The 22,179-nt window shown below is 71.4% G+C and carries 15 protein-coding genes; 2 read left to right on the forward strand and 13 right to left on the reverse strand.

All coding sequences use genetic code 11. From position 1 onward, the window contains the following. From AB0J58_RS27670 to AB0J58_RS27695, 6 genes are all read right to left on the reverse strand, one after another. The gene (locus AB0J58_RS27670) at positions 1 to 939 is read right to left on the reverse strand and encodes an MBL fold metallo-hydrolase (RefSeq protein WP_364220693.1); all 939 of its coding nucleotides are present in this window, start codon (positions 937 to 939) and stop codon (positions 1 to 3) included. A 36-nt stretch (positions 940 to 975) separates the two neighbouring features. Continuing rightward, on the reverse strand, positions 976 to 1,896 hold the full coding sequence (locus tag AB0J58_RS27675; protein ID WP_364220696.1) for an alpha/beta hydrolase: 921 nt from the start codon (positions 1,894 to 1,896) through the stop codon (positions 976 to 978). A gap of 4 nt (positions 1,897 to 1,900) precedes the next feature. Next, the gene (locus AB0J58_RS27680) at positions 1,901 to 3,037 is read right to left on the reverse strand and encodes an NAD(P)/FAD-dependent oxidoreductase (protein ID WP_364220699.1); all 1,137 of its coding nucleotides are present in this window, start codon (positions 3,035 to 3,037) and stop codon (positions 1,901 to 1,903) included. Between the two features lie 14 nt (positions 3,038 to 3,051). Beyond that, the gene (locus AB0J58_RS27685; RefSeq protein WP_364220702.1) at positions 3,052 to 4,008 is read right to left on the reverse strand and encodes a phosphotriesterase; all 957 of its coding nucleotides are present in this window, start codon (positions 4,006 to 4,008) and stop codon (positions 3,052 to 3,054) included. Between the two features lie 49 nt (positions 4,009 to 4,057). After that, the gene (locus tag AB0J58_RS27690; RefSeq protein WP_364220705.1) at positions 4,058 to 5,059 is read right to left on the reverse strand and encodes a phosphotriesterase; all 1,002 of its coding nucleotides are present in this window, start codon (positions 5,057 to 5,059) and stop codon (positions 4,058 to 4,060) included. Positions 5,060 to 5,246: 187 nt separating this feature from the next. Beyond that, positions 5,247 to 6,857: an MFS transporter gene (locus AB0J58_RS27695; protein WP_364220708.1), complete on the reverse strand. Its 1,611-nt coding sequence runs from the start codon at positions 6,855 to 6,857 to the stop codon at positions 5,247 to 5,249. Between the two features lie 192 nt (positions 6,858 to 7,049). On the opposite strand from AB0J58_RS27695, the gene AB0J58_RS27700 reads away from it, so the two are divergent. Beyond that, positions 7,050 to 7,664 carry a TetR/AcrR family transcriptional regulator gene (locus tag AB0J58_RS27700; protein WP_364220711.1) on the forward strand — a complete coding sequence of 205 codons (615 nt, stop codon included), beginning with the start codon at positions 7,050 to 7,052 and terminating at the stop codon, positions 7,662 to 7,664. 374 nt (positions 7,665 to 8,038) lie between these two features. Here AB0J58_RS27700 and AB0J58_RS27705 read toward each other — a convergent pair whose 3' ends face one another. The 6 genes from AB0J58_RS27705 to AB0J58_RS27730 form a co-directional block, all read right to left on the reverse strand. Next, positions 8,039 to 10,879, reverse strand: a complete 2,841-nt coding sequence (locus tag AB0J58_RS27705) for a hypothetical protein (RefSeq protein WP_364220714.1) — start codon at positions 10,877 to 10,879, stop codon at positions 8,039 to 8,041. Beyond that, positions 10,876 to 14,085: a hypothetical protein gene (locus tag AB0J58_RS27710; protein WP_364220717.1), complete on the reverse strand. Its 3,210-nt coding sequence runs from the start codon at positions 14,083 to 14,085 to the stop codon at positions 10,876 to 10,878. Before AB0J58_RS27710 ends, AB0J58_RS27705 begins: the two co-directional genes overlap by 4 nt. Continuing rightward, the gene (locus tag AB0J58_RS27715; protein ID WP_364220720.1) at positions 14,082 to 15,410 is read right to left on the reverse strand and encodes an SWIM zinc finger family protein; all 1,329 of its coding nucleotides are present in this window, start codon (positions 15,408 to 15,410) and stop codon (positions 14,082 to 14,084) included. The genes AB0J58_RS27710 and AB0J58_RS27715 overlap by 4 nt, the downstream gene beginning before the upstream one ends. Before the next feature lie 260 nt (positions 15,411 to 15,670). After that, the gene (locus AB0J58_RS27720) at positions 15,671 to 16,327 is read right to left on the reverse strand and encodes a TetR/AcrR family transcriptional regulator (RefSeq protein WP_364220723.1); all 657 of its coding nucleotides are present in this window, start codon (positions 16,325 to 16,327) and stop codon (positions 15,671 to 15,673) included. A gap of 4 nt (positions 16,328 to 16,331) precedes the next feature. After that, positions 16,332 to 17,609, reverse strand: a complete 1,278-nt coding sequence (locus AB0J58_RS27725) for an MFS transporter (RefSeq protein WP_364220726.1) — start codon at positions 17,607 to 17,609, stop codon at positions 16,332 to 16,334. Between the two features lie 73 nt (positions 17,610 to 17,682). Further along, on the reverse strand, positions 17,683 to 18,483 hold the full coding sequence (locus AB0J58_RS27730; RefSeq protein WP_364220728.1) for an acetylxylan esterase: 801 nt from the start codon (positions 18,481 to 18,483) through the stop codon (positions 17,683 to 17,685). 114 nt (positions 18,484 to 18,597) lie between these two features. Between AB0J58_RS27730 and AB0J58_RS27735 the strand changes: the two genes are divergently transcribed. Then, positions 18,598 to 19,719, forward strand: coding sequence for a helix-turn-helix domain-containing protein (locus AB0J58_RS27735; RefSeq protein ID WP_364220731.1), 1,122 nt, complete (start codon positions 18,598 to 18,600; stop codon positions 19,717 to 19,719). Here AB0J58_RS27735 and AB0J58_RS27740 read toward each other — a convergent pair. Next, the gene (locus AB0J58_RS27740) at positions 19,691 to 21,085 is read right to left on the reverse strand and encodes a carboxylesterase family protein (protein WP_364220734.1); all 1,395 of its coding nucleotides are present in this window, start codon (positions 21,083 to 21,085) and stop codon (positions 19,691 to 19,693) included. The genes AB0J58_RS27735 and AB0J58_RS27740 overlap by 29 nt on opposite strands. Positions 21,086 to 22,179: the final 1,094 nt, after the last annotated feature.

A 22,179-nucleotide genomic window follows, 5' to 3' on the forward strand; every position in this document is an offset into this window, starting at 1 on the left:
TCACGAGTTCTGGTTGAAGTGCGTGCGGTAGCCGTGCATCGACGTGAAGAACGGCGACGGTTCGAGGGTGGGGTCGGTGGTGTAGCCGACCTCCCGGGCCACGGGGGCGAACGGGGAGTACGGAGAGTCCGTCTCCCGCAGGCCCGCGCACAGGCAGCCGTGGGCCGCCCTGCCGACCCGGGCCTCGATGTCGAGGCTCTCCGAGAGCGCCTCCTCCGCCTGTTCCTCGTCGAGTTCGACGCCGTACGGCGTGCCGTCGGTACGCCGGTAGGGGTGGCCGAGGTAGAGGTGCCGCGGACGGATCTCGTCGCGCAGGTACGCCAGGCTCGCACGGTAGGCGACCGGGTCCTCGAAGCCGGGGAAGCCGTTGGCGGCCCCGTGCACCTGGACCGCGTCGCCGACGAAGGCGGAGCGCAGGCCGTCGACGACGTAGGCGACCGACCCCGGTGTGTGGCCGGGGATCGAGTGGACGGAGACGGTGACGTCGCCGCCGAGCGAGAGGGTCTCGCCGCCTTTGAGCAGCGTGGTCGGCTCCATCTCGCCGGAGATGACCGCGTCGGCCGCGGCCGCCACCTTCGCCTCGCCCTCGGCGTCGTTCAGATACCGCCCCCGCCCGGCGAGGTACTCGTCCACGTGGGCCCGGCGCGAGCGCAGCATCGGCGCGTCGGCCTCGTGGATCACGACCCGCGCACGCCGTCCGGTGAGCTCCCACAGGGCGTGGGCCCCGCCGACGTGGTCGATGTGACCATGGGTCAGCAGGATCCAGCGCACGTCCTCGATCCTGCGGCCGATGGCCTCGAGCGCGGGGGCCATGCCCTCGGCGGGGGAGGAGGCGATGCCGGTGTCGACGATGGCCGGCTCCGGCGCGTCGACGAAGAAGCTGTAGAGGCCGAACCGGCCCCACGGCGAGACCAGGGGATGGACTTTCAACGCGGACATGGCTCTCCTTCGTAAGCTCCGTGGGGTGGTGTCGGGTCAGCGCGCGAGGAAGTCGCGGGTCTCCGCGTAGGCCCGGCGGTACTCCGGGATCCACGAGAAGTGCTGCACGAACCCGTGCCCCGCGCCGGCGTACCGGCTGACGGTCGCGTCCACGCCGGCCTCCCTCAGCCTCCGGCCGTAGAGCTCGCCCTCGTCCCGCAGCGGGTCGAGCTCGCCGGTGATGATCAGCGCCGGCGGCAGCCCGGTGAGGTCCGCCCGCTTGATCGGGGAGACGCGGGGGTCCGCCGGGTCGGCGCCGCCGTCGAGGTAGAAGGCGTTGAACGGCTTCAGCCCGGCCGTCTCGAGCCCGTGGCCGACGGCGTTCTCCCGCAGCGACGGGTAGCGGTCGACGTCGAAGTCCAGGTCGAGCGACGGGTAGAACATCACCTGGTGGGTGATCCGGTGGAAGCCGTCGTCGTGCGCCATGCCGGCGACCGCGGCGACGAACGTGCCGCCGGAGCTGTCACCGGCGATGGCCAGCGTCGTGCCGTCCCAGCCCAGGGTCTCGCCGTTCTCGGCGGCCCATCGGACCGCGGCGTAGCAGTCCTCGAGACCGGCGGGGAAGGCGTACTCGGGCGCCAGCCGGTAGCCGACGGAGACGACCTTGAGCCCGGTCTCCCCGGCCAGGGAGCGCGCGACGTGGTCGTGCGTCTCAAGGCTGCCGAGGAAGAACGCGCCGCCGTGGAAGTAGACCAGTAGGCCGTACGCGTCGGCCTCGACCGGCGTGTAGACCCGTACCGGGACCTCGCCGGCGGCGGTCCGCGCGGTGAGGTCCTCCACGGAGTGCAGCGGCAGGCGGTCGGCCACGGGCGGAACCTGGGACTCCTCGCCGGCGCGCATCGCCGCCGGGTTCAGCGGGCCGGGAGGCGGCGTCGGCAGGCCGGCGAGGGTCCGGGCGATGTCGGGGTGCAGCGGCATGGCGTCAGGCCCCCTGCGGCTTCTGGGACGCGGGCTTCTGGGACGCGGGCTTCTGGCCCGGGAAGACGTCGTCGACCTCGTCCTCGGTCCAGCCCTGGCGCGAGATCCGCTGCAACTCGTCGGTCACCGGCTTGCGGACGGCCTGGTAGCGCGCCAGCGCCTCGGAGACGGAGCCGGCCTCCTTGAGGGCGTCGGCGAGGGCACCGGCGTCCAGGATCGCCGAGTTCGCGCCCTGGCCCTGGTGGTGCAGCATCGAGTGGGCCGCGTCGCCCACGAGGACGACGGAGTCCGAGTGCCAGGTGCCGACCGGGTCGATGTCGTAGACCGCACGGCAGTTGACGGCGTCCATGTCGAGCTCGCGGGTGATGTTCACGATCCGCTCGTCGAAACCCTCGACGGTCTTCAGCAGGTCGTCCTTGGTGACCTTCGGCGCCCAGGTGCTCTCCGGACACAGGGCGGTGATGTCGAAGGAGACCTGGCCGCGGTGGCGCAGCGGCAGGAAGTAGACCTTCGTGCCCCGGCCGATGTACATCCGGAGGTTGTCGTCGACGGCCATCCCGTGGGCGTCGTCGACGGAGATCACCGCGCGGTAGGCGTGCTCGCCGGAGAACACCGGCTGGTTGTCGCCGAACAGCCGCTCGCGCACGACCGACTTGATGCCGTCGGCGCCGACCACCAGGTCGGCGGTGACCGACTCGCCGTTGGCGAAGGTCAGCGTCGCCCTGTCACCCTCGTCCTTGACGCTCTCCAGCCTGTGACCGAGATGCACCATGCCCTCGGGGAGCACACCCAGGAGAGCCTCGATGAAGTCCCCGCGGTGGATCAGGTGGGTCTTCTCGCCGAAGACGTCGATCTCCGGCCACGCCTCCTTCAGGATCGGGTCGGCGGTGGCGGTGAGGATCTCGAAGTAGTCGCTCGGCGAGCTCACCTCCGCGATCGTGTCGAAGATGCCCCACCGGCGGAACCGGTCCATGGTGGACGGCCGCAGGCCGATGCCGGCGCCGACCTCGCGGATCTGGCTCGCCTGCTCGTAGACGTCGACGGTGGCGCCGAGGAGGCTCAGGGCCTTGGCCGCGGCGGCGCCGCCGTACCCCGCGCCGACGACGGCGATGTTCAGGTTCTTCAGGTCTGAGGACTGCATGGTTCCGGTCCTTGTCAGTTCTTGATCGAAAGGAAGTCGGCGGGGTTGTCGACGAAGATGGTCTTGATCGCGGCCTCGTCGAGACCGGCGGCGCGGAGGTCCGGGATGAGGTCGGTGAAGATGTAGTTGACGGTGTGGCCCTTCACGCCCGGCCAGCCCAGCGGGCTGCAGTTGGCGTCGGCCGAGGCGAGCACCTGCTTGATGCGACCCCCGCTGCCGATGAACCGGAGGAAGTGGTCCAGGCGATCCTTGCGCGGACGGGCCCAGAACGGCGGGTCCGGGAGCTCGGTCTCGTAGCCGAAGGTGTCGAAGCCGATCCGGCCCCCCTGTTCGGCGATCCAGGTGTCGCGGGTCTTGTCGGCGTTGACGCCGTCGTCGACGTGCCCGAAGAGCACGCGGTCGAGGGGGAGGCCCTCCTCGTTGAAGATCGCGATCGCGTTCTCGGCGTCGATGGCCAGGTGGGTCAGGATGCCGACCCCGGTGGCCTTGGAGGCGCGGGCGGCCGCGCGGTAGATGCGCTTGTCCAGGTCGGTCATCCGGCCGCCGCGGCTCACGCCGACCTTGATGATGCCGGCGCGGCCGCCGGTGTCGCCGATGCCGACGGCGATCTCGTGGATGAGGTGCTCGGCCAGGTATGCCACGCTCGCCCGGGCGAAGAACGGCAGCGCGGTGTCGCCGCCGACGAAGCCGGTGCTCGCCACGATGTGCACGCCGGTCTTCGCGGACAGCGACCTGTAGTAGTCGACGTCTCGGCCGTTGCAGATGCCGGTCGCGTCGACGAACGTGCCGCCGCCGTACTCATGGAACCGGCGCAGCTTCGGGACGGTCTCCTCGTACCGCTGCTCGGGGGTCTTCCACCACTTCGTGTCCAGCTCGGAGCCCGGCATGCCGTACCCGATGTGCTCGTGGACGGCCACGAGGCCCAGCTCTTCGGCCGGGATCGGCCCCAGGACGGTGTTCACTCTCGACACGGCACTCACCTTTTAGCGAAGAACTTGATGGTCTTGGGCTGCCGCGCGCTCAGCGCACCGACAGCAGGTCGCGCGGGTTGTCCACGAGGATCCGCGCGACGTCCTCGTCGCTGAGGCCCCGCGCCGCCAGGAGGGGGACGAACGTGGTCAGGACGTGGCTGTAGCGCACGTCGTTGGCCGGGTGCCCCTTGGCGACGCCGGTGGCGTTGCTCGAGAGCAGGATCCGGTCGCCGTGGCCGGCCTCGATCAGCTCGGCGACCAGGGCGGCGCGCTCGGTGCCGGTGACGTGGGCGTCGTCCTCGGTGCCCACGTGGTCGAGGGCGACGTAGGCGCCGCGGGTCGCGACCTTGAGCGGCGCGCCGGCCGCGACGGCGTCCTTGCGATCGAGCCCGCCGACGACGACGCGGTCGGCCGGCAGCCTCTCGTCCAGGACGATCTCGAGGTCGCGCACGGCGTCGTCCCCGTAGCGGATGGACACCGGGACACCGGTGGCCAGGGCGGCGCGGGCCGCACCGCGGAACAGGCTCTCGTCGGTCGCGGTCATGCCCGTGAGGGTCGCGGCGGTGGCCACCAGGCCCGCGGCGCCCCGTCGCTCGACACGGGGGACCACCATGCCCTCGGTGACCTCCTTGGCGAAGAGGTCGGCGAACCTCTCGGCCGGCCACGGCGTCGGGGGGTTGGTCTGCGGCGTCAGGAAGTAACCGCCGAGCATCTCCTCGGGGCCCTGGCCCGTCGACGCGACGATGTGCACGCCGGTCGCGCGCGAGAGGGCCTCGTACAGCCTCACGTCGCGCCCGTGGAACATGCCGGTGCTGTCGACGATCGTCCCGCCGCCGTGCCCGCGGAAGTCCGCCAGCCTCTCGGCCAGGGCCTCGAAGATCTCGGCACGGTCGATGGTGACGTCGAACGCGTACTCCGCTCCCGGAACCACCGACAGCAGGGCCTCGTGCACCGAGACGACCCCCAGCTCCCGCGCGGGAACGGGGCCGAGGACGGTGTTGACGGTGTTGACGGCGGTATCGGCGGTGTTCTCGGCAGTCTGGGCACCCATCGCTGCCCCTCCTTTCGGTCTCGGCGAGTGACCACGGTCACGTCGCGACGTGAGTCGTGTTACGTAGATTTTACAGCGTGTCAATCAATTATCCAATGGGTAAACTGGATAATCTACTCGTACAGGGCAGGTCGAGGTCCCCATCCCCGGGAAGCGGGGGCCTCGATCCGGTCCGGCGACTCTCAACTCACTCGGTGGGGACGAGTTCCGCCTCGCTCAGCGGCTCCTCGGCGCCCGCGCGCTCCGCGCCGAAGAGCCCGAACAGCGTCAGAGCCGCGGCGGCGGCGGCACAGAGGCCGGCGACCAGGAACGCGAGGCTGTAGGCGCTGCCCAGCGACTCGAGCGCGAGCAGGCGGAGGCTCTCCGGCATCGGCACCGGCGGCATCTCCGGCCCGGTGCCGGGCACGACCGGCATCGAGTTGATCGCCATGGCGCCGCTCCCCTGTGCGATACCCCCGGCGATGTCGGTGTACGGCGGCTCAAGCCCGGACTCACCGATCGCCCTGCCGAAACCGGCGCTCAGGTCACTGTTCGCCCCGCTGACCGCGAACGCGGCGATGAGCACCGGACCGAGAGCGAAGCCGAAGTCGCGGAGCAGGTTGGTGGTGGCACTGGCCATGCCGGCGAGCCGGAGCGGAACACTGTTGATCGCGACGGCCGTGATCGAGCCGACGGTGAGCGCGAAGCCGACACCGAGGGCCGGCATCGGACCGATGAACCGCGTCCAGTTCATGTCGTGGACGTCGAACGTCGAGCACCAGATACCGCTGACGGCGATGAGGGCGAAACCGGCGGTGAGCACCCAACGAGGCGAGAAGTTCCGGATCAGGTGGGAGACGGCCGGCACCAGCACGAAGGCCGGACCCTGGATGAACAGGAACAGCACGCCGATCTTCAGAGCGCTCTGGTGCTGGATCGCGCCGAGCCAGATGCTCATCGAGTAGCAGATCGCGAGGAACGCGAACATGCCGACCACCGTGGCGATCGCGACGATCGCGTAGGAACGGTTGGCGAAGATGTTGAGGTGCAGCAGCGGGACGTCGGCCCGCAACTCGATGACGACGAAGGCGCAGAGGAGCACGAGGCCCGCGACGAAGGCGCCGATGATCTCGGGACGGGCGAAGCCGGCTTCGGAACCCTGCGTGGCGGCGAAGAGGATGGCGATCAGACCGAGGGCCAGCGTGACCTGGCCGGGGATGTCCAGCTTGCGCCCCTCCGGCGCCGAGGAGTCGACGGCGAACCGGGTGATGATGACCGAGACGACCGCCGCCGCGATCACCGCGATGTACGACGTTCGCCAGTCGCCCCCTGCGGCCAGCCACCCGCCCATCAGCGGGGAGATGGCCGCACCGATCGAGAGGAAGCCGGCCCAGACGGCGATGGCCTTGGAGCGGGCCTCCTGTGACGGGCTGACCGCGGCCAGCATGGCGAGCGAGATCGGGTAGAGGATCGCGGCTCCGAGACCCGCGACGGCCTGCCCGATCCACAGGATCCGGACCGTCTCGGCGACGCAGCTGACGAGCGAGCCGGCAACGGTCAGCAGGGCACCCGCCTGCAGCAGCCGCTTGCGGCCGAACAGGTCACCGAGCACGCCGGTGGTCAGCTCGAAGACGACCATGGGGATGGCGAAGGCGGCCGTGATCCAGGTCAGTTCGGCACCGGTGGTCTGGAACTCCTGCTGGAAGGTGCCATTGAGCGCGCCGGGCAGCGAGTACGCCACTTGCGCGAGGAGTACGGCGAAGCAGCCGGCGACCACCGTGGCGGTGTGGCCCTGCTTGCGCGCAGCGGTCTGCGTCATGCGATTTCTTCCTTGTCGATAGGCCGGATGATCGGTTCCGGCCGCTCGGGATCGGCCACCCGGGGTGAGCGCGACCACCTGTTGAACGTGCAAGGTGTCATATAACTTGACACTGCATCAAGAGTTTGAGCGATATGTATTCAGAACGATCAGCAAGGGTGGAACACAGCCGCGGTGCCCTATGCTGGCGGCATGGCTACGCTTCGTGCGGCACAGAAGGAGATGACGAGAAAGCTCCTGCTCGACGCCGGCCTGGACCTGTTCGGGTCGAAGGGCTACGCGACGACGACGGTCGACGACATCGCGTCGGTGGCGGGGACGACCCGGGTGACCTTCTACGCGTACTTCCCCTCCAAGGTCGATCTGATGAAGGCCCTCGTCTCGGAGCGGCTCAACGCCGCACTCGACCGGCTCCCCTCCGCCGAGCACGGGTCGACCGAGCGTGAGCTGGTCGCCGTGGTCGAGGACGGCTCGCGAGAGCGGATCCGCGGGTGGCTGGCGTCGACCTCGGAACGATGGGATGTGATTCGCCCCTACACCACGGCCGCCTTCGAGGCCGCGGCCGTCGACCCCGAGATCCGCGCGCTCCTCGACGAGTGGCTGAACGAGGCCATCGGTGACATCAAGGAGGGGCTCGACCGCGCCGACCGGTTCCCGGCGGGCACCCGCCACTTTCGCGGCGTCATCGCCATCACCGAGCTCGACCACGTCGCGCGCCACTGGAAGCCGGGGACCTGGGGTGTCGGGCGCGACGAGATGCTGGACGTCCTCACCGAGAGCTGGATCGGCTCGATCGGGCGCCGCTGAGCGCCAAGCCACGCCGGCCCACGCGAACCCCGCCTCGGATTCCGGGTGGCCCGCGACGAACCGGCGCGCGGCGGAGAACGCGCCGACTCTCAGTGCGAGGCGTGGAACATCCGCGGTCCTGGCGGCTCACCCTTCGGCTGCCTGCCGGACGGTGAACTTTCGATTCTGCGATGCTCGGAGGAGCCGGTTCTAAGGATTTCGACACGCGGCCCTTCGGCCTGCCGATCCAAACTCCCCGACCGGATGCCGGTGGGCCAGGCCGACGGGACACTCCAGCGCACCCGAAAAGTGAGGAACGGCACTGCGGCGGCACGGCCACCACGATGATCGACTCCCTCCCGGGCGGCCCCGGGAGGGGGCGTCCGCTGAGCCGATCAGGCCTCCCGGGTCAGGAACCGGTGGAGGCTCCGGCAGGCCCGGATCAGCGAGGTCGAACCGCGCTTCTTCGCGTGGGCGGCCACCTCGGGGATCTCGCCCCGCGCGCCGGCCCACGTGGCGATGTCGGTGGCCAGCACGACGGCGTCGGTGTGCGGACGCTGGGCCCGCTCGCCCTCCCCCGGGAGGAAGGCGGCCAGGAAGTGGCGCAGGATCGTCCACACCTCGGCGTGCGCGCCCTGCTTGGCGGCCAGCTCCAGTGAGGGCAACGCGGGGCCGGCGTCGTAGCGGGTGCGGCGGCCGAACAGGCCCAGCAGGCGGCCCGTCTCAGCGGCGGGGAGCGCGCCCCTGGCCGCCAGCCGAAGCAGCGAGGGCACCGCGTCGTCGCCCTCCACGGTGAGGAAGTAGGCCAGGACCAGGGCCGTCGCCGGGCCGGACGCGCCTTCGGCCAGGGCCAGGTCGCGGAGGTCGTCGATCGCGATGTCGGGCGGGTCGAAACGGTCGATCAGGCCGATCGCCAGGTGGGCCGCCGCGAGCTCCCGGTGGTGGGGCGTCATGCCGGGCCAGAAGTGACGTGACACGCGCCGGAACGGCCGCATCTCGGGCGCGGTCAGCAGGGCGTCGAGGTGGGCGAGACCGGTGGGCTCCACGGGGCGCCAGCTCACGTTGACGATGCCGCGCCGGTCGAGGACATGGTCGTCGTAGGGCACGACGTGGGAGCCGAGGTCGAGGGTCCAGGTCAGCTCCACCTCCGGGGGTGGGGGCGCGCCGCGCTCGAACCAGCGGGCCACCACCGCGGCGGCCGCCGAGCCGATGCCCTTCGCGCGTTCGGCCAGGTCGGGGGCGGGATCGGGTGGGAGGCGCAACAGGGCCTGTGCCACGTCCAGCGGGAGCGGTTCGCAGCCGGATTCCGCGCACCCGGCCAGGCGGTCGAGCAAGGTCTCGGGGTCGAGGTGGCCGTCGGCGCGGGTGGGGGTGGCCAGCAGTACCGGGGGCAGGGCTCCGGTCTTCGCCGCGCGCAGGAGTTCGTCGAGGCGGGACAGGAGGAAGGCGTGGGGGCGGGCGCACTCCCGCAGGTGGGGGAGGCGGCTCCAGGGGGCGGGCGCGGGTCGCGCCTTCGGGTCGTAGAGGTCGGTCTGGACGTCGACCGTCCGCAGGATCTCCTCCTGTACGTAGTCGGGCATCCCGTGGAGCGGGACGACCCTGCGGAGGCCGGGGAACAGCTGGAAGGCCGTGGCCGCGATGTTCACCATGCCGTCGTACAGGGCCTGCCCGAGATCGCCGGACAGGCCGGGGAAGGCCTGCTCCGCGTCGGCTCGCTGCTCCTCGGAGATCGTCTTCCGGTACGACGGGCGCTGCCTCGGCGGACGGGACACGGGCGGCCCCGGATCTTCGCCGGGGTTGACGAGTTCCCTGGCCAGCGCCGTGCACCAGTCACGCGGGGACTGCCACGCCGGCGCGTCGTAGAGCACCGGCCGCAGGTGTTCGCCGAACCGCCGGGCCAGCGTTTCCTTCAGGGAGTCCGGGTTCGTATGCGCCTCCCGTATGACCGCCGCCAGCCACGCCTCGACGTCGACCCAGCCGATCTCCTCCGGCGGGCCGCTCTCCAGGCCGGAGGTGGGGAACGGGCCGGGGACGGTGGCGTCGGGCAGGCGGCCGGGGGTGAAATCGCCGGTCCAGCCCCCGGTGAAGCGCTCGAAAAGCCGCCGGGCCGAGACCGGGGGCAGCAGTTCGGCCGCCTCCAGGATCGGGGCGGGGTCGGTGAGGTGGTCGGCGTGCCTGAGGGTGAGGGTGACCGCGCGGTCGCGCACCTCGTGGGAGGCGTGCGCGTACGCGTTGGTCAGCGCGGTGACGTGGTCGGCCACACGTTCCGGTGCGGTGGCGAGGTCGCGGGCGAGCCAGGTCAGGCCTTTCACGGCGAGCTTGGCCTCCTGGCGGAAGGTCATCGCCTCGACGGCCTCGGCGACGTCCGCCGGGTCGAGCCGCGCCTGGCGCACCTGCTGCCAGGCCAGCTCGGCCACCGGGCCCGGTGCGGCGGGCAGCAGCCGCAGGTAGTCGCGCAGCCGCCCGGCCGACTCCTCCGGCGTGGGCGCCACGAGCGTGTGCAGCCGGACGAAGAAACGCAGGTCCTGCGCGTCGCCGCCGAGCAGGAAACGGCTCACGCAGCCGGTGATGATCTGCTCGCGCGGCAGCGTGCGGGCGGTCAGGGCCAGTCGGCGGGACGGCTTCGGGGTGAGCGTCTCGTCGACCAGCGCCCGGCCCGCGCCGGCCGCCTCGAAGATCTTCGGAAGCAGGTGGGGCGTGAGCGGGTCCTGGGCCACGCCCACCGCCGACAACCAGGCCGCCACCAGCGGCTCGTGGTCGGGTGGGGTGGCCTCGCCGTCGCGCAGCAGTTCCAGGGCCAGCGGCACGATCCGGTCGTCGGGACGGCGGATGCGGCGTGCGAGCCGTACCGCCAGATCGGCACGCCAGGCCACCGGGCGACCGGAGAGCGCCCTCACCAGCCGGTGCGGGCTCGGCGCGCCGGACCAGCGGGGATTGAGGTCGCGCTTCATCAGCCAGGTGGCCACCCCGGCCGGGCCGGGAATGGTCGCCGCGCCCACCATCATCAGCACCTCGGACGGGCCGGTGACCTGGTCGGCGGTCCGGTCGAAGGCGTCCCAGCCGACGCCGGCGGCCGGCGGCGGGCTCTCGCGGAGCTCGGCGAGCAGATCCGGCAACTCGGCGGCGACGGTGGCCCGCTCGGCGTCGGTGAGCTTCGGCAACCGCAACGCCAGACCCTCGGCGTCGTGGTCGAGCACGAGATTCCTGATCTCGGTACGGATGTCGTCAGAGGTCATGACGTGGCCCCGGTGAGCTGGGCGTGGAGGCGCTTGCACTCGTGGACGAAGCGGATCGTCCGGCGGCTCCGCGCGAACTCGCCGACGACCGGGATCTCCCCGCGCGCGCCGGTCCAGCGTGCCACGTCGGCGGCGAAGGCGACGAGTTCGGTGTGGGTCACGGTGATGCGCCGCCCCTCGCCCGGCAGCATCCCGGGCAGCAGGGCGCGCAGGATGCGCCACACCTCGTGGTGGCCGCCGGCGTCGGCCAGTTCGGCCAGGGCCGCGATGGCGGGGCGGGTCTCCAGCCAGGTGCGGCGCAGCAGCAGCGCGAGCTGGCGGCCGATCGCCTCGGCGGGCAGGTCGCCTCTGGCCGCCATCCGCAGTACCACCGGGATCGTCCCGGGCACGCCGCTGCCCAGCAGGCAAGCGATGATCACCGCCGTCGCCTCGCTCGCGGGGCCGTCGCAGGCGGCCAGGCGGGACAGTTCCGCCGGGGTCACGCTCGCGTACCAGCGGCTGTGGAGCACGAACGGCAGCATGTTCACGGCCACCACCTCGCGGTGCGAGGGCAGCATGGCCGGCCACCCGCCGATCCCGCTGCCCAGGTCCTCGCCCGACCAGTCGAACGGCTGCCGCAGCAGCACCTCGTCGATCAGCTCGTCGCCGGTGGGCATGGCCCGTAGCACCGGCGTCAGGCGGACCGCGGTGAAGTGCTCGGGTTCGCCGTCGCCGAACTCGACCATGGACGCGTCCACCATGTGGGTCCACCGGAGACCGCACTCCGGGTCGGGCATACCCGGCCCGGCCAGCCATTCGGCCGCCGTGCGCGCCGCCGCGGAATCGATCTTCGCGGCCCGGTCGGCAGCGGCCTGGTGGCTGCCCCGGGGCAGCCGCAGCAGCGCCTGCGTCAGATCGGCCCGCAGCGGTTCCACGCCCGCGTCGGCGCACGTCTCCAGTCGGCCGACCAGCACGTCGGGATCGAGGTGGCCGGTCATCCACGTCGGCGTGGCCAGCAGCACCGGCGGCAGCGTGCCGGCGCGCAGGGCCCCGTACAGCTCCGCGTAGCGGTTGACGAGGAAGTCGGACGGCGGCGAGAGACGGTTCGGGTGCGGGAGCCGGTGCCGCCGCCGCCACTCGTGCGGGGCGGGAAGCGGCCGGGGCTGGAAGGAGCGCAACCGGGGCGGGACGAAGCCGACGGTGACCGCCACGAGCGGCTCGTCCGGGCCGGGCGGGGGCACCGGCAGGCCCTTCCGCATGGCCGTGATCCGGTCGGGGTTCACCCCCAGTTCGGCCATGCGCTCGTAGACGCCACGCAGGGCGTGCCACGGCATGGCCGCCACCGAGTCGTCGTAGCGGACTCCGGGCTCCACCGGACGGCGCTCGCGGTGATCCGGGACGGCGTCGTCGAAGTCCTCGTACTCGTCGGACTCGCCGGGGCCCGTGTCCGGTGCCTGGTCGTCATCGGAGGGCTGTCCGTAAAGGTAGACCCGGCCGTTGGCGAAGGGGACCGGCCGACCGGCCTCGACGGCCACGGCCCCGGCCGGGCCGTCGTCGCTGGTCCAGGTGATGAAGACGACGCGGAGCGGGGTGTCGTCGTCGAGGTAGCGGCCGGGGCGCCAGCCGCCGACCACCGTGATCCGCCGTTTCGGCGGCTCCAGCTCGATCTCCTCGCCGCGGGCGACCGGGCGGACCGAGACCGAGTGACTCGCGTCGTCCCAGAACTTCTCCGGGCCGACAGGAGGGATCTCCGGCAGGGTGCCGGGCACGACGAGCTCCTCGGCCAGCACGGCCTGCCATTCGTCGGGATCGGTGATCTCATTCCTGTCCCGCCGGTACTGCGTCCGCTGCTCGACGTGCGGCCTCAGCCTGCGGCGCAGGTTCGTGCGGTTCTCCGCGACCCCGGAGACGAACGCCGCCATCCAGCGTTCCCATCCGATCCACCGCTCGTGGTGGTTCGGGGAGATCGACGGCTCGGGGAAACGCTCCGGTGAGGGCACCTCGGGCAGCGGCGGGAACTCCTTGGCCTCGATCAGCTCCTCGACGGGCCTCTCCCCGCCGAACCGCCCGGCCAGCTTCGCGCCCAGGTCGGCGGGGAGGTGGCGGACGCCGTCGAGGATCGCCTCGGCGTGCTCGGCGAACAGGTCGGCGTATTTCAGGGTCAGCTCGACCGCGCGGTTGCGCACGTCGAAGGACTTGTGCGCGTACGCCGTGGTCAGCGCGGTCACGAAGTCGGCGGCCGCCTCGGGCGTGGCCCGGATCGCCCGGTCGAGCCAGCGCAGGCCCGTGGCGGCGAGCTTGGCCTCGTCCCGGAAGGTGAGCGCGTCGACCGCCTCGACCAGGTCGGCGTGATCGAGCGGCATCGCCCCGCGCACCTGCCCGGCGGCCAGCTCGGCGACCGTGCCCGGAGCCGAGGGCAACAACCGCAGGTAGTCGCGCAGGCGGGGAGCGGACTCCGCGGGCGTGGGGTCGAGGAGCGTGTGCAGCCGGACGAAGAAACGCAGGTCCTGCGCCTCGCCGCCGCGCAGGAAACGGCTCACGCAACCGTCGAGCACCTGCTCCCTGGGCAGCTCGCGGGCGGCGGTGGCCAGCCAGCGGGTTGGCCGGGGCTCCAGCCGCTCGTCACGGAGGGCGCGGCCCGCGCCGTCGGCGTCGAAGACACGAGGCAGCAGCACGGGGGTCAGCGGGTCATCGGCCACGCTCGGCGCGGCCAGCCAGGCGGCCACCAGCGGGCCGTGGTCGGGCGGCACGGCGCCGGACTCGCGCAGCAGCGCCACGGCCAGCGGCGCGATGCGGTCGGCGGGACGGCGCACCCGCCGGGCCAGCCGGACCGCGACATCGCGACGCCACTCCCGGGGGCGGGCGGCCGCCACCCGGCACACCTGGGCGACGTCGGGGGCCTCGGCCCAGCGGCGGTTGACGTCGCGGCCGGTCATCCACGCCACGGCGGCCGCCGGACCGGTGATGACGCCGACACCGGTCAGCAGCAGCGCGCCGGCCAGTTTGTCGAGCAGGTCGCCGACCTCCCAGGAGGCCATCTCCTCGAAGTCGTCGGGATGCTGGGCGCGCACCCGCTCGGTGTGGGCGCGGCGCAGCTCCTTGACGAGGCCGGGCAACCGCCCGGCCGACTCGGCGCGCTCCTCCTCGGTGAGCGTGACCAGCCGGTCGGCCAGGCGGGTGACCTGGTTGCGGGCGATCAGGTCGCAGATCTCCGCCCAGAAGGTCATGGGGAGACCTCCACGGCGGCGCGGGCGACGATCCGGGCGGCCAGCACGTGTTTGCACGGCCCACGGGAGCCGCGATGGTCCCACCACCACTCGCAGGTACAGGAGCCGTCGGCCAGCGAGACCCGGCGCGCGCCGCCCGAGGTGCGGACGGTGGCCAGCTCGCCTTCGAGGTGCACGGCGCCCGCGTCGACGAGCTTGCGCGCCTTGGCCAGCCGCGGGTTGAGCAGGATCACATTGTCCTTGTCATAGGGCAGCTCACGGTGGAAGTGGGCGGCCTCCGACAGGTCGTAGCCGACCCGGCCGGCGACGCCGAGCTGTGTCAGCGCGGCCCGCGCCCGGTCGGCGGGGATGCCCGCGCGGTCGGCCAGCAGGCCGATCTCGATCTCGGGCTCGAAGTTGAGCAGCATGCCCACCACGTCGGCGTCGTTCTCGGCCTCGTCGGTGGCCAGGTCGTCGAGCACCGCGCCCTCGCCGGAGAAGCCGCGCCAGCGCTCGGGCGAGAGGGTGAGCGTGTAGCGCATGCCCGGCAGCTCCAGCTCCCAGGCGCTGGAGGCGGCGTCGGCCGGGCCGTACACCCGGAGGGACTTCGCGAAGCGCAGCAGCGGCAGGAGGGTGCCGAGCCGGTTGGGGCCGGCGAGCTGGACCGAGCCCGGAACCCGACGGTCGGAGACCTTCAGCTCCCGCCCCGCCTGCGCCACCCACACCGTGCCCTTCTTGGGCAGCCCGCGCAGGAACCGCACCGCCGCCATGCCGGTCAGCTCACCGCGCTGGTCCATGCCCGAGGCGATGACCTGCACCTCGGCGAAGCCGCGCAACCAGCGCTCGGGCAGCGGCACCTTCTTCTCCACCACCGCGCCGTCCATCGTGGTCACGACCAGTTCGTCGAGCCCGACCCCCAGGTGCAACGGGTCGCGCGCGCCGATGCGCGCCAGCGCCTCCCGAAGCGGCGCGTTCACGTCGACGTTGGTGGTGCCCCGGTCGAACACCTCGCCGTCGAGCGCGCCGTTCAGCAGGTCAAGCCGGGCGTACACGCCGCCACAGGCCGAGAACGACTCGAACCGCAGCCGGTCCCCGTTGCACGTCACCACCGGATCCCGCACCCAGCCGGGCCGCGCCTGCGGCTGGTGGTAGCGGGCCAGCGCCACATCGGCGACGCCGAGCAGGGCCGCCGCGGCGGGGGCCGCCTGGGTCACCACGCCGCTGAAGAACCGGGGGGCCACGGCCGGGCCGGACAGGGCCCGGCCGCCGGAGGTCGCCAATCCGAGACGACCGTCGACAAGGGAGGAGGGCGCGGCGTACGTGTACGCCTGCGTCGCTGAAGTCATGGCCGGGACATTAGATCGCCCCACCGACAAACCGGCGCGGGAGATGTCACCTTCTGTACGCGCTGCGCGGGTGCGAGACCTTCCATAACGAACACCGGCCGCACCGGGCTCTTCCGCAGGGTGCCCCGCTTCGACTCGGCCTCGGTCACCTCGGACGCCGTCCCCAAGTCCGCGAGCGGCGGGATCCTCAGGAAGGGCCCGCGCGCCCGCTGACCGTCACCGGTGGTGCCGGTCCCCGTCTGTACGGCGGCGTGTGCGCGTCAGAAGCCCGCCCTGGTGATCCGCAGGGCGAACTCCGCGTAGGTGTTCGCGACCTCCTCAGGTTCGTACGGCATGGCGGAGTCATACCAGTTCGCCACTCGCATACCCATCCCGCTGATCGCGGTGACCGCGAGGAAGGCGTCGGGCACGTCGAAGACGCCCTCGGCGATGCCCTCCTCGAGGGTGTCGATGAGCAGCTGCCGGCCACTGGCACGGAGGACGAGCGCGGGACCGGCCAGCTCGGCGGAGAGGGCGTGCAGCTCGTTGTTGGCGACGACGGCGAGCATGGGGAACTCCGCGTGGACCAGCACATGCGCACGGACCACCCGGCGCAGGCGCGACTCGGGGTCCGCCGGTCCCGCGGAAGCCGCGTCGACCAGCCGCCGGTGGTGCTCCTCGTGACCGATGCGGACCAGCTCGGCCAGCACGTTCTCCTTGGCCGGGTAGTGGGAGTAGAGGGTCGCCGAGCGGATCTCGCAGGCGTCCGCGAGGCCGCGGATGGAGGTGCCGTGGAAGCCCCGCTCGGCGAACAGCAGCAGCGCCTCGCGCAGGATCCGGCCGGAGGTGCCCTCCAGCAGGACATGCTCCGGGAGCCGGACGTCGGAGGCGGCGATCCGGCGCTGGGTCGCGAGTGCTGCCGGTCGATCGTTGGTCACGACCTCATTCTGCCGTGATATCGCTCTGGTTGGTCTCCTTCAGCGCCAGCGCGCAGGCGAGGGAGACCAGCAGCGAGGCGCAGACGTAGGCCGCGACCGCCCAGATGCCGGAGGCGGTGAGCAGGGCGGTGGCGATCAGCGGGGCGAAGCCGCCGCCGAGGACGGCGCCGATCTGCCCGGCGACCGAGGCGCCGCTGAAGCGCACGGGGGTGGGGAACTGCTCGGCGATGAAGGTGATCAACGGCGAGTACATGATGGTCATCAGGCCGAAGGCCAGCGCGTAGGCCAGGTAGATCAGGGTGGTGCCGCCGGTGGCCAGCATGGCGAAGAAGGCGAAGCTGAACAGGGCGCTCAGGGCGGAGCCGGTCGCGATCATCGGGCGACGGCCGAAGCGGTCGGACAGGCGGCCGCAGAGCGGGCCGAGGATGATCACCATGACCGAGCCGACGGCCACCGCGACCAGCGGCACCTGGGCGGGGAGCCTGAGCTGCGTGGTCAGGTAGGAGCCGGCGAAGACGAGCAGCACGTAGAAGACGACGTAGAAGCCGAAGCCGGTGCCCACGCCGAGCAGAACCGTGCGGACGTGGCGGCGGAAGACCTCCAGGACGGGCGCGCTGTGGCGGATCCGGGACTCGGCGAAGACCGGGCTCTCCGGGGCGGAGGCGCGGATCGCCAGGCCGACGAGCACGAGCACGGCTGAGAGCAGGAAGGGGATGCGCCAGCCGTACGAGAGGAAGTCGGCCTTGTCCATGCCGGCGACGGCCATGATCGCGATCGTCGCCAGGAGGAGGCCGGCGGGTCCGGCGGTGGGGACGAAGCTGCCGACGTAGCCGCGGCGGTGCCGGGGTGCGAACTCGGTGGTCATGAGCACCGCGCCGGTGACCTCACCGCCATAGGAGAAGCCCTGAACGATCCGGAGCGCGATGAGGAGCACCGGCGCCCAGATGCCGATCGTGGCGTAGCTGGGCAGCAGGCCCATCGCGGTGGTCGCCAGGCCCGCGACCAGCAGGGTCATGACGAGCATGGACTTGCGGCCGATGCGGTCGCCGTAGTGGCCGGCGACGATCGCGCCGACGGGGCGGGCGATGAAGCCGATCGCGAAGCCGGCGAAGGCGACGAGGGTGCCGACGGTCGGGTCGGAGCTGGGGAAGAAGAGCGTGTTGAAGACCAGGGCGGTCATGAAGCCGTAGAGCAGGAAGTCGTACTGCTCGATGACGGTGCCCACGAAACTGCCGATGGTCACTCGCAGGAGGGCGGGTCTGGGCCGGCTGTCGACGGTCATGGGGGGGGCCTTTCCTACCGATCGATCGGTAGGCCGAGAATAGACGACCGATCGATCGGCAGGAAGACCTTCCTCACCGCGGCACGAGCGCGTTGCGGCGCACGTCCGACCACGTGCCGCGGTCGACGCAGATGCCGCAGTCCGGGCCGTAGAACAGGGCGCGGGCCTGCGGGTCGTCCATGAGCTGGAAGCGCCACCAGGCGGTGGTGGGCGCGGCGAACGGGCCGGGGTCGCCTACGACGGTGAAGTGGTCGGCGCCGCGCACCTCGCCGTAGATCGCCGGGATGTGGTCCGCGTCGTTGTAGAAGGCCTTGACCAGCGCGGGCCAGACGATGGAGTCGTTCTGGCCGGCCATCAGGAAGGCGGGGCCGTGGACGTCGTCGATGTCGGCCAGCGGGCCGGGCTGGATGGGCAGGACGCTGTCGACGCGGGAGTCGGCGCCGACGACGATGGCGGCCGCGCCGCCCTGGGAGTGTCCCGAGGCGCCGATGCGGGTCAGGTCGACCTTGCCGTGGAAGATGCTCGACGGGTCGGCGTCGCGCCGGGTGAGGGCGTCGATCCCGGCGCGCATGGAGATGCCGAGGTTCGACATCGGGGTGTTGGCGGCCGAGACGATGAAGCCGTGGCTGGCCCACTGCAGGAGCAGGTCGCGATAGACGAGCGGGGCGCCGCCTGTGCCGTTGCCCCAGACGATCACCGGGTGCCGGCGGTCGCTCCCGGCGATGTCGCGGGGATAGTAGAGGGTGTTGACCGCGCCGACCTCCACGGCGGTGGCGTAGGGGCCGGGTGCGCCCCAGTTCGCGGCCGCGGCACGGGCGGGAGCCGTGCCCAGGGCGAGCACGAGGATCAGGGGGATGAGCAGGCGTCGGAACACGGTGGCCTCCTGGCTGGGGGGTTTGATCGCATCCTGGCCATGCCGGGGGCCGCCGTCTTTCCGCACTTGGGGCAAGAATTGACGTACCGGTTTGGGCAATGTGACGATCCCGGCATGGCCGACCTGCACAGCCGGATGGCGCCGAAGGTGCGGGGACTCACCTCCGCGGTGGTCGCCCGGTGCGCCGCCGAGATCCCGTTCTACCGGGAGTCGCCGCCCGAGACCCTCAGCGGCGAGGTGGCCCGTTCGGTCTCGGCCGTCCTGGCGATCCTGCTGCGCACGCTCCGCGGGCCCGACGCGATGGGCCCGGCCGATCTCACCCGCATCATCGAGTGGTCGGCGCGCCGGGCCGAGGAGCGGCTACCGCTGGAGGCGGCGGTGACCGCCTACCTCATCGGCGCCGAGGTCTGGTGGCAGGCGCTGACCGAGGTGGCCGAGGCCGACGAACTGGCCGCGGCCGGTGAGGGGCTGCTCGGCTGGCTGCGTACCGCGATGCCCGCCGTCGCCCTGGCCCACCAGCAGGCGCAGGAGGACATCAGGAGCGAGGACAAGCGGGTACGGCGGGCGCTCATCGGCGCGCTGCTGGGCGGCCAGCCGTACGAGAGCCTGGCCGAGGCGGCGGGCGTGGAGGTGGGCCAGGCGCACGAGGTGGTGCTCTTCGACTTCGGGCAGCCCGCGCCGCCGGTCCGGCTCGTGCGGTCGGCGCTGGACGCGCACACCGGGACGCTGGTGCTGATGGACCACGTCGACGGGGTCGCGCTGCTGCCCGGCGGATGCGCGCTGGAGCCGCTCGTACGCAGGCTGGCCGAGGTCGTGGGTCGGCCGGTACTCGCCGCCGCGGCCCTGGCGGGGGAGCCCGTGAACATCCCGGACGCGGCGCGGGAGGTCCGCGAGGTGCTGGAGCTGGTGCGCAGGATCAACAGGCCGCCTGGCCTCTATCGCTTCGACGACGTCCTGCTGGAGCACCAGCTCGCGCGACCAGGCGCAGGACTGGTACGGCTGGCCGCCAAGCTGGCGCCGCTCGACGGCCATCCCCATCTGCTGGAGACGCTGCGCGCGTTCGTCAACCGGGGGCACAACCGCCGCCGGACCGCGCTCGACCTGCACATCCACCGCAACACGCTGGACTACCGGCTGCGGCGAGTGAGCATGCTGACCGGACTGGACCTGGCGGTGCCCGCGCAGGCGCGCCTCCTGGAAGCGGCGGTCACCGTCCGCGATCTAGCCAGACCCTGAGCTCCTCGTCCCTGGGGGCGTGCACGACGCCGGAGCCCGGCGAGTCGAAGATCATGACGGGCCGGGAGGAGTCCCACCGCTGCCAGCCCGGATCCCCGGTCGCGGCGAAGGCGACCCAGGCCCGGTGCATGGCGTCGGCCAGCTCCTGCGGAGCGCCGTCACCGGCCAGCTCGCGGCCGTGCCGGAGATTGTCGAAGACGAAGCCGATCTCCAGGCCGTGGCACGAGCCCAGGTCCATGACCGGGGAGCGCCAGGCGAACTCGTAGACGTAGGCCCGCTCCACGGCATCGGCCAGGCGGTTGAGCGGGCCGCGCAGGAGCAGGTCGGTGGCCATCTCGCCGAGGATCTCGCCGGGCTTGGCGCCGGGGCGGCCGGAGCGGTAGAGCCGGGCGACCCGGCTCGGGATGCGGAATTTCAGCAAGGCCAGGCGCAGTGTCAGCCGGTTGATTCGATCCACGGCGCCGGTGGGGACGAACCAGAGGCGGTACTCCTCCCGGTTGGCACCGATCAGGAGGTCGACCTCGACCGGACCGGAGCCGGGCTCCGCCACGATGTGGAAGCCGGGCCCGCCGGTGATCGGATCGGCCTTGCCCACCACCTCGACCTGGGCGTCGAGCAGCCGCTCCCGGTCGACGGCGGCGAACGCCTCGGCCGTGGGCGGCACGCCCAGCTTGGCCGCCATCAGTTTCACGGTCTTCCCGGCCTCCTCGCGCGTGACCGTGTGCGGGGGACCGCTCTGCATGATCGCTCGGTGGAACAGGCCCTTCGCCCGCGGGCTGGTGAGCAGCGCGCCGATGCTGATCGCCCCCGCGGACTCGCCGAAGACGGTGACATTGCCGGGGTCGCCGCCGAAGGCCGCCACGTTGTCGCGCACCCACTCCAGCGCGGCGAGCTGGTCGAGCAGACCGCGGTTGTCGGGCGCGTCGGGGAAGACGCCGAAGCCCTCCACGCCGAGCCGGTAGTTGATCGAGACCAGCACGACGCCGTCCCGGGCGAAGGCGTGCCCGTCGTACAACGCCGGGCTCGACGAGCCGTTGCGCAGGGAGCCGCCGTGGATCCAGACCATCACCGGGCGGGCGCCGTCGTCCACGCCCGGGGTCCAGACGTTCAGGTTGAGGCACTCGTCGCCGGGGATCCGCTCCTCGGGGATGAACCGGTCCAGCGGTGGCCGGTAGGGACGTTTGGGGGCGGTCGGCCCGAACTCCAGCGCGTCACGGACCCCCTCCCAGGGCTGAACGGGCGCGGGGGCACGGAAGCGCTCGGCTCCGAAGGGAGCCGCCGCGTAGGGAATGCCGCGGAAGACCGCGATCCCGCCCTGGAGCAGGCCACGCACCTTGCCGTACCGGGTGGCCGCGATGATGTCCATGCCTCGAATCCTACCGATCGATCGGTAGCAAACAAGGGTCAGTGGAAGCCTGTACCGCGTCAAAACGCAGTCGCGATGGCTCTGAGCTGTGATTTGACTGAGTCCGCCAGGGCGGACAAGATCACGCCTTGTGCCTGTTCGCCTGCTCTGTCTGATCACGGTTTCGGGTGTTCGGCTGGCTGATGTTGCCGGGCCGCAGCCAGGCGTCGAAGCACGTTGAGATCATGGTGCTGCGTTAGAGGTGGCGGCGCCGCGGCGTCAGGTCGCGCGCCCGAAGCCGGATCGGGCAGATCGGGCCGTTCTCGCGGCGTTGGCTCGGTGGTTGCCGACGGTGCTGCGCGCTCATCGGCTTGTCACCCCGGCGACGTTGCCGGCTTGGCATCGTCGTCTACTTCGCCGGACCTGGACCTACACCCGCACCGGGCGCGAGGGCACGACCACCCGATCAGGACGAACAGGTGGTGGTGCCGATCGAACGCCGCAAAGTGCTCGGCGGCGCGATCAACGAGTACCGCCGAGCCGGATAAGCCAGGCGGAGGGACCCCGGCTCATGCCGTACATGCGAGTTTTGAGCACTACACGCCAATCATCGATAATCTCGACTCCCCGCATTCTTTAAACACTGTTAACGGACAGCCGGATCTACATTCGGTTCTCGCAGCGATACGCATCATGCTGTGATTTACGTCACATGTCCTCCTATTGTCAACTGCAATATTTTGGTCAATGATCAAGTGGCACGAAAAAGTGGGGTGGGTTTGATTGATGAGGCGCACCGGACATACCTTTGCCGACTCTCTCATCTCAACTCCGTACGAGACGCAGCAATGGCTCGCAAGGTGTGGGTCTGAGATTCAGTCATTCAATCGTTCCGAATTCGGATAACCGGATCTCGAGTGCCGCGAGACGCAAGCGCTGCATTCTTTGTCGATTACCCTGCGTCGGCGGCGTCGTAAAATCTCATCCGATTCGCTCAATGGTTGTGCGCACCGAATGACCTACTGACGAAGAAATCCGGGCGTCATGCGTTGCTCAGGGCACTCATTCTCGCTGTTTTCCCAGGTGGCAACCTGGAGGTATGAGGTACTCCGACA

The organism is Streptosporangium sp. NPDC049644 (assembly GCF_040675205.1).
Classification (GTDB): Bacteria; Actinomycetota; Actinomycetes; order Streptosporangiales; family Streptosporangiaceae; genus Streptosporangium; species Streptosporangium fukuiense.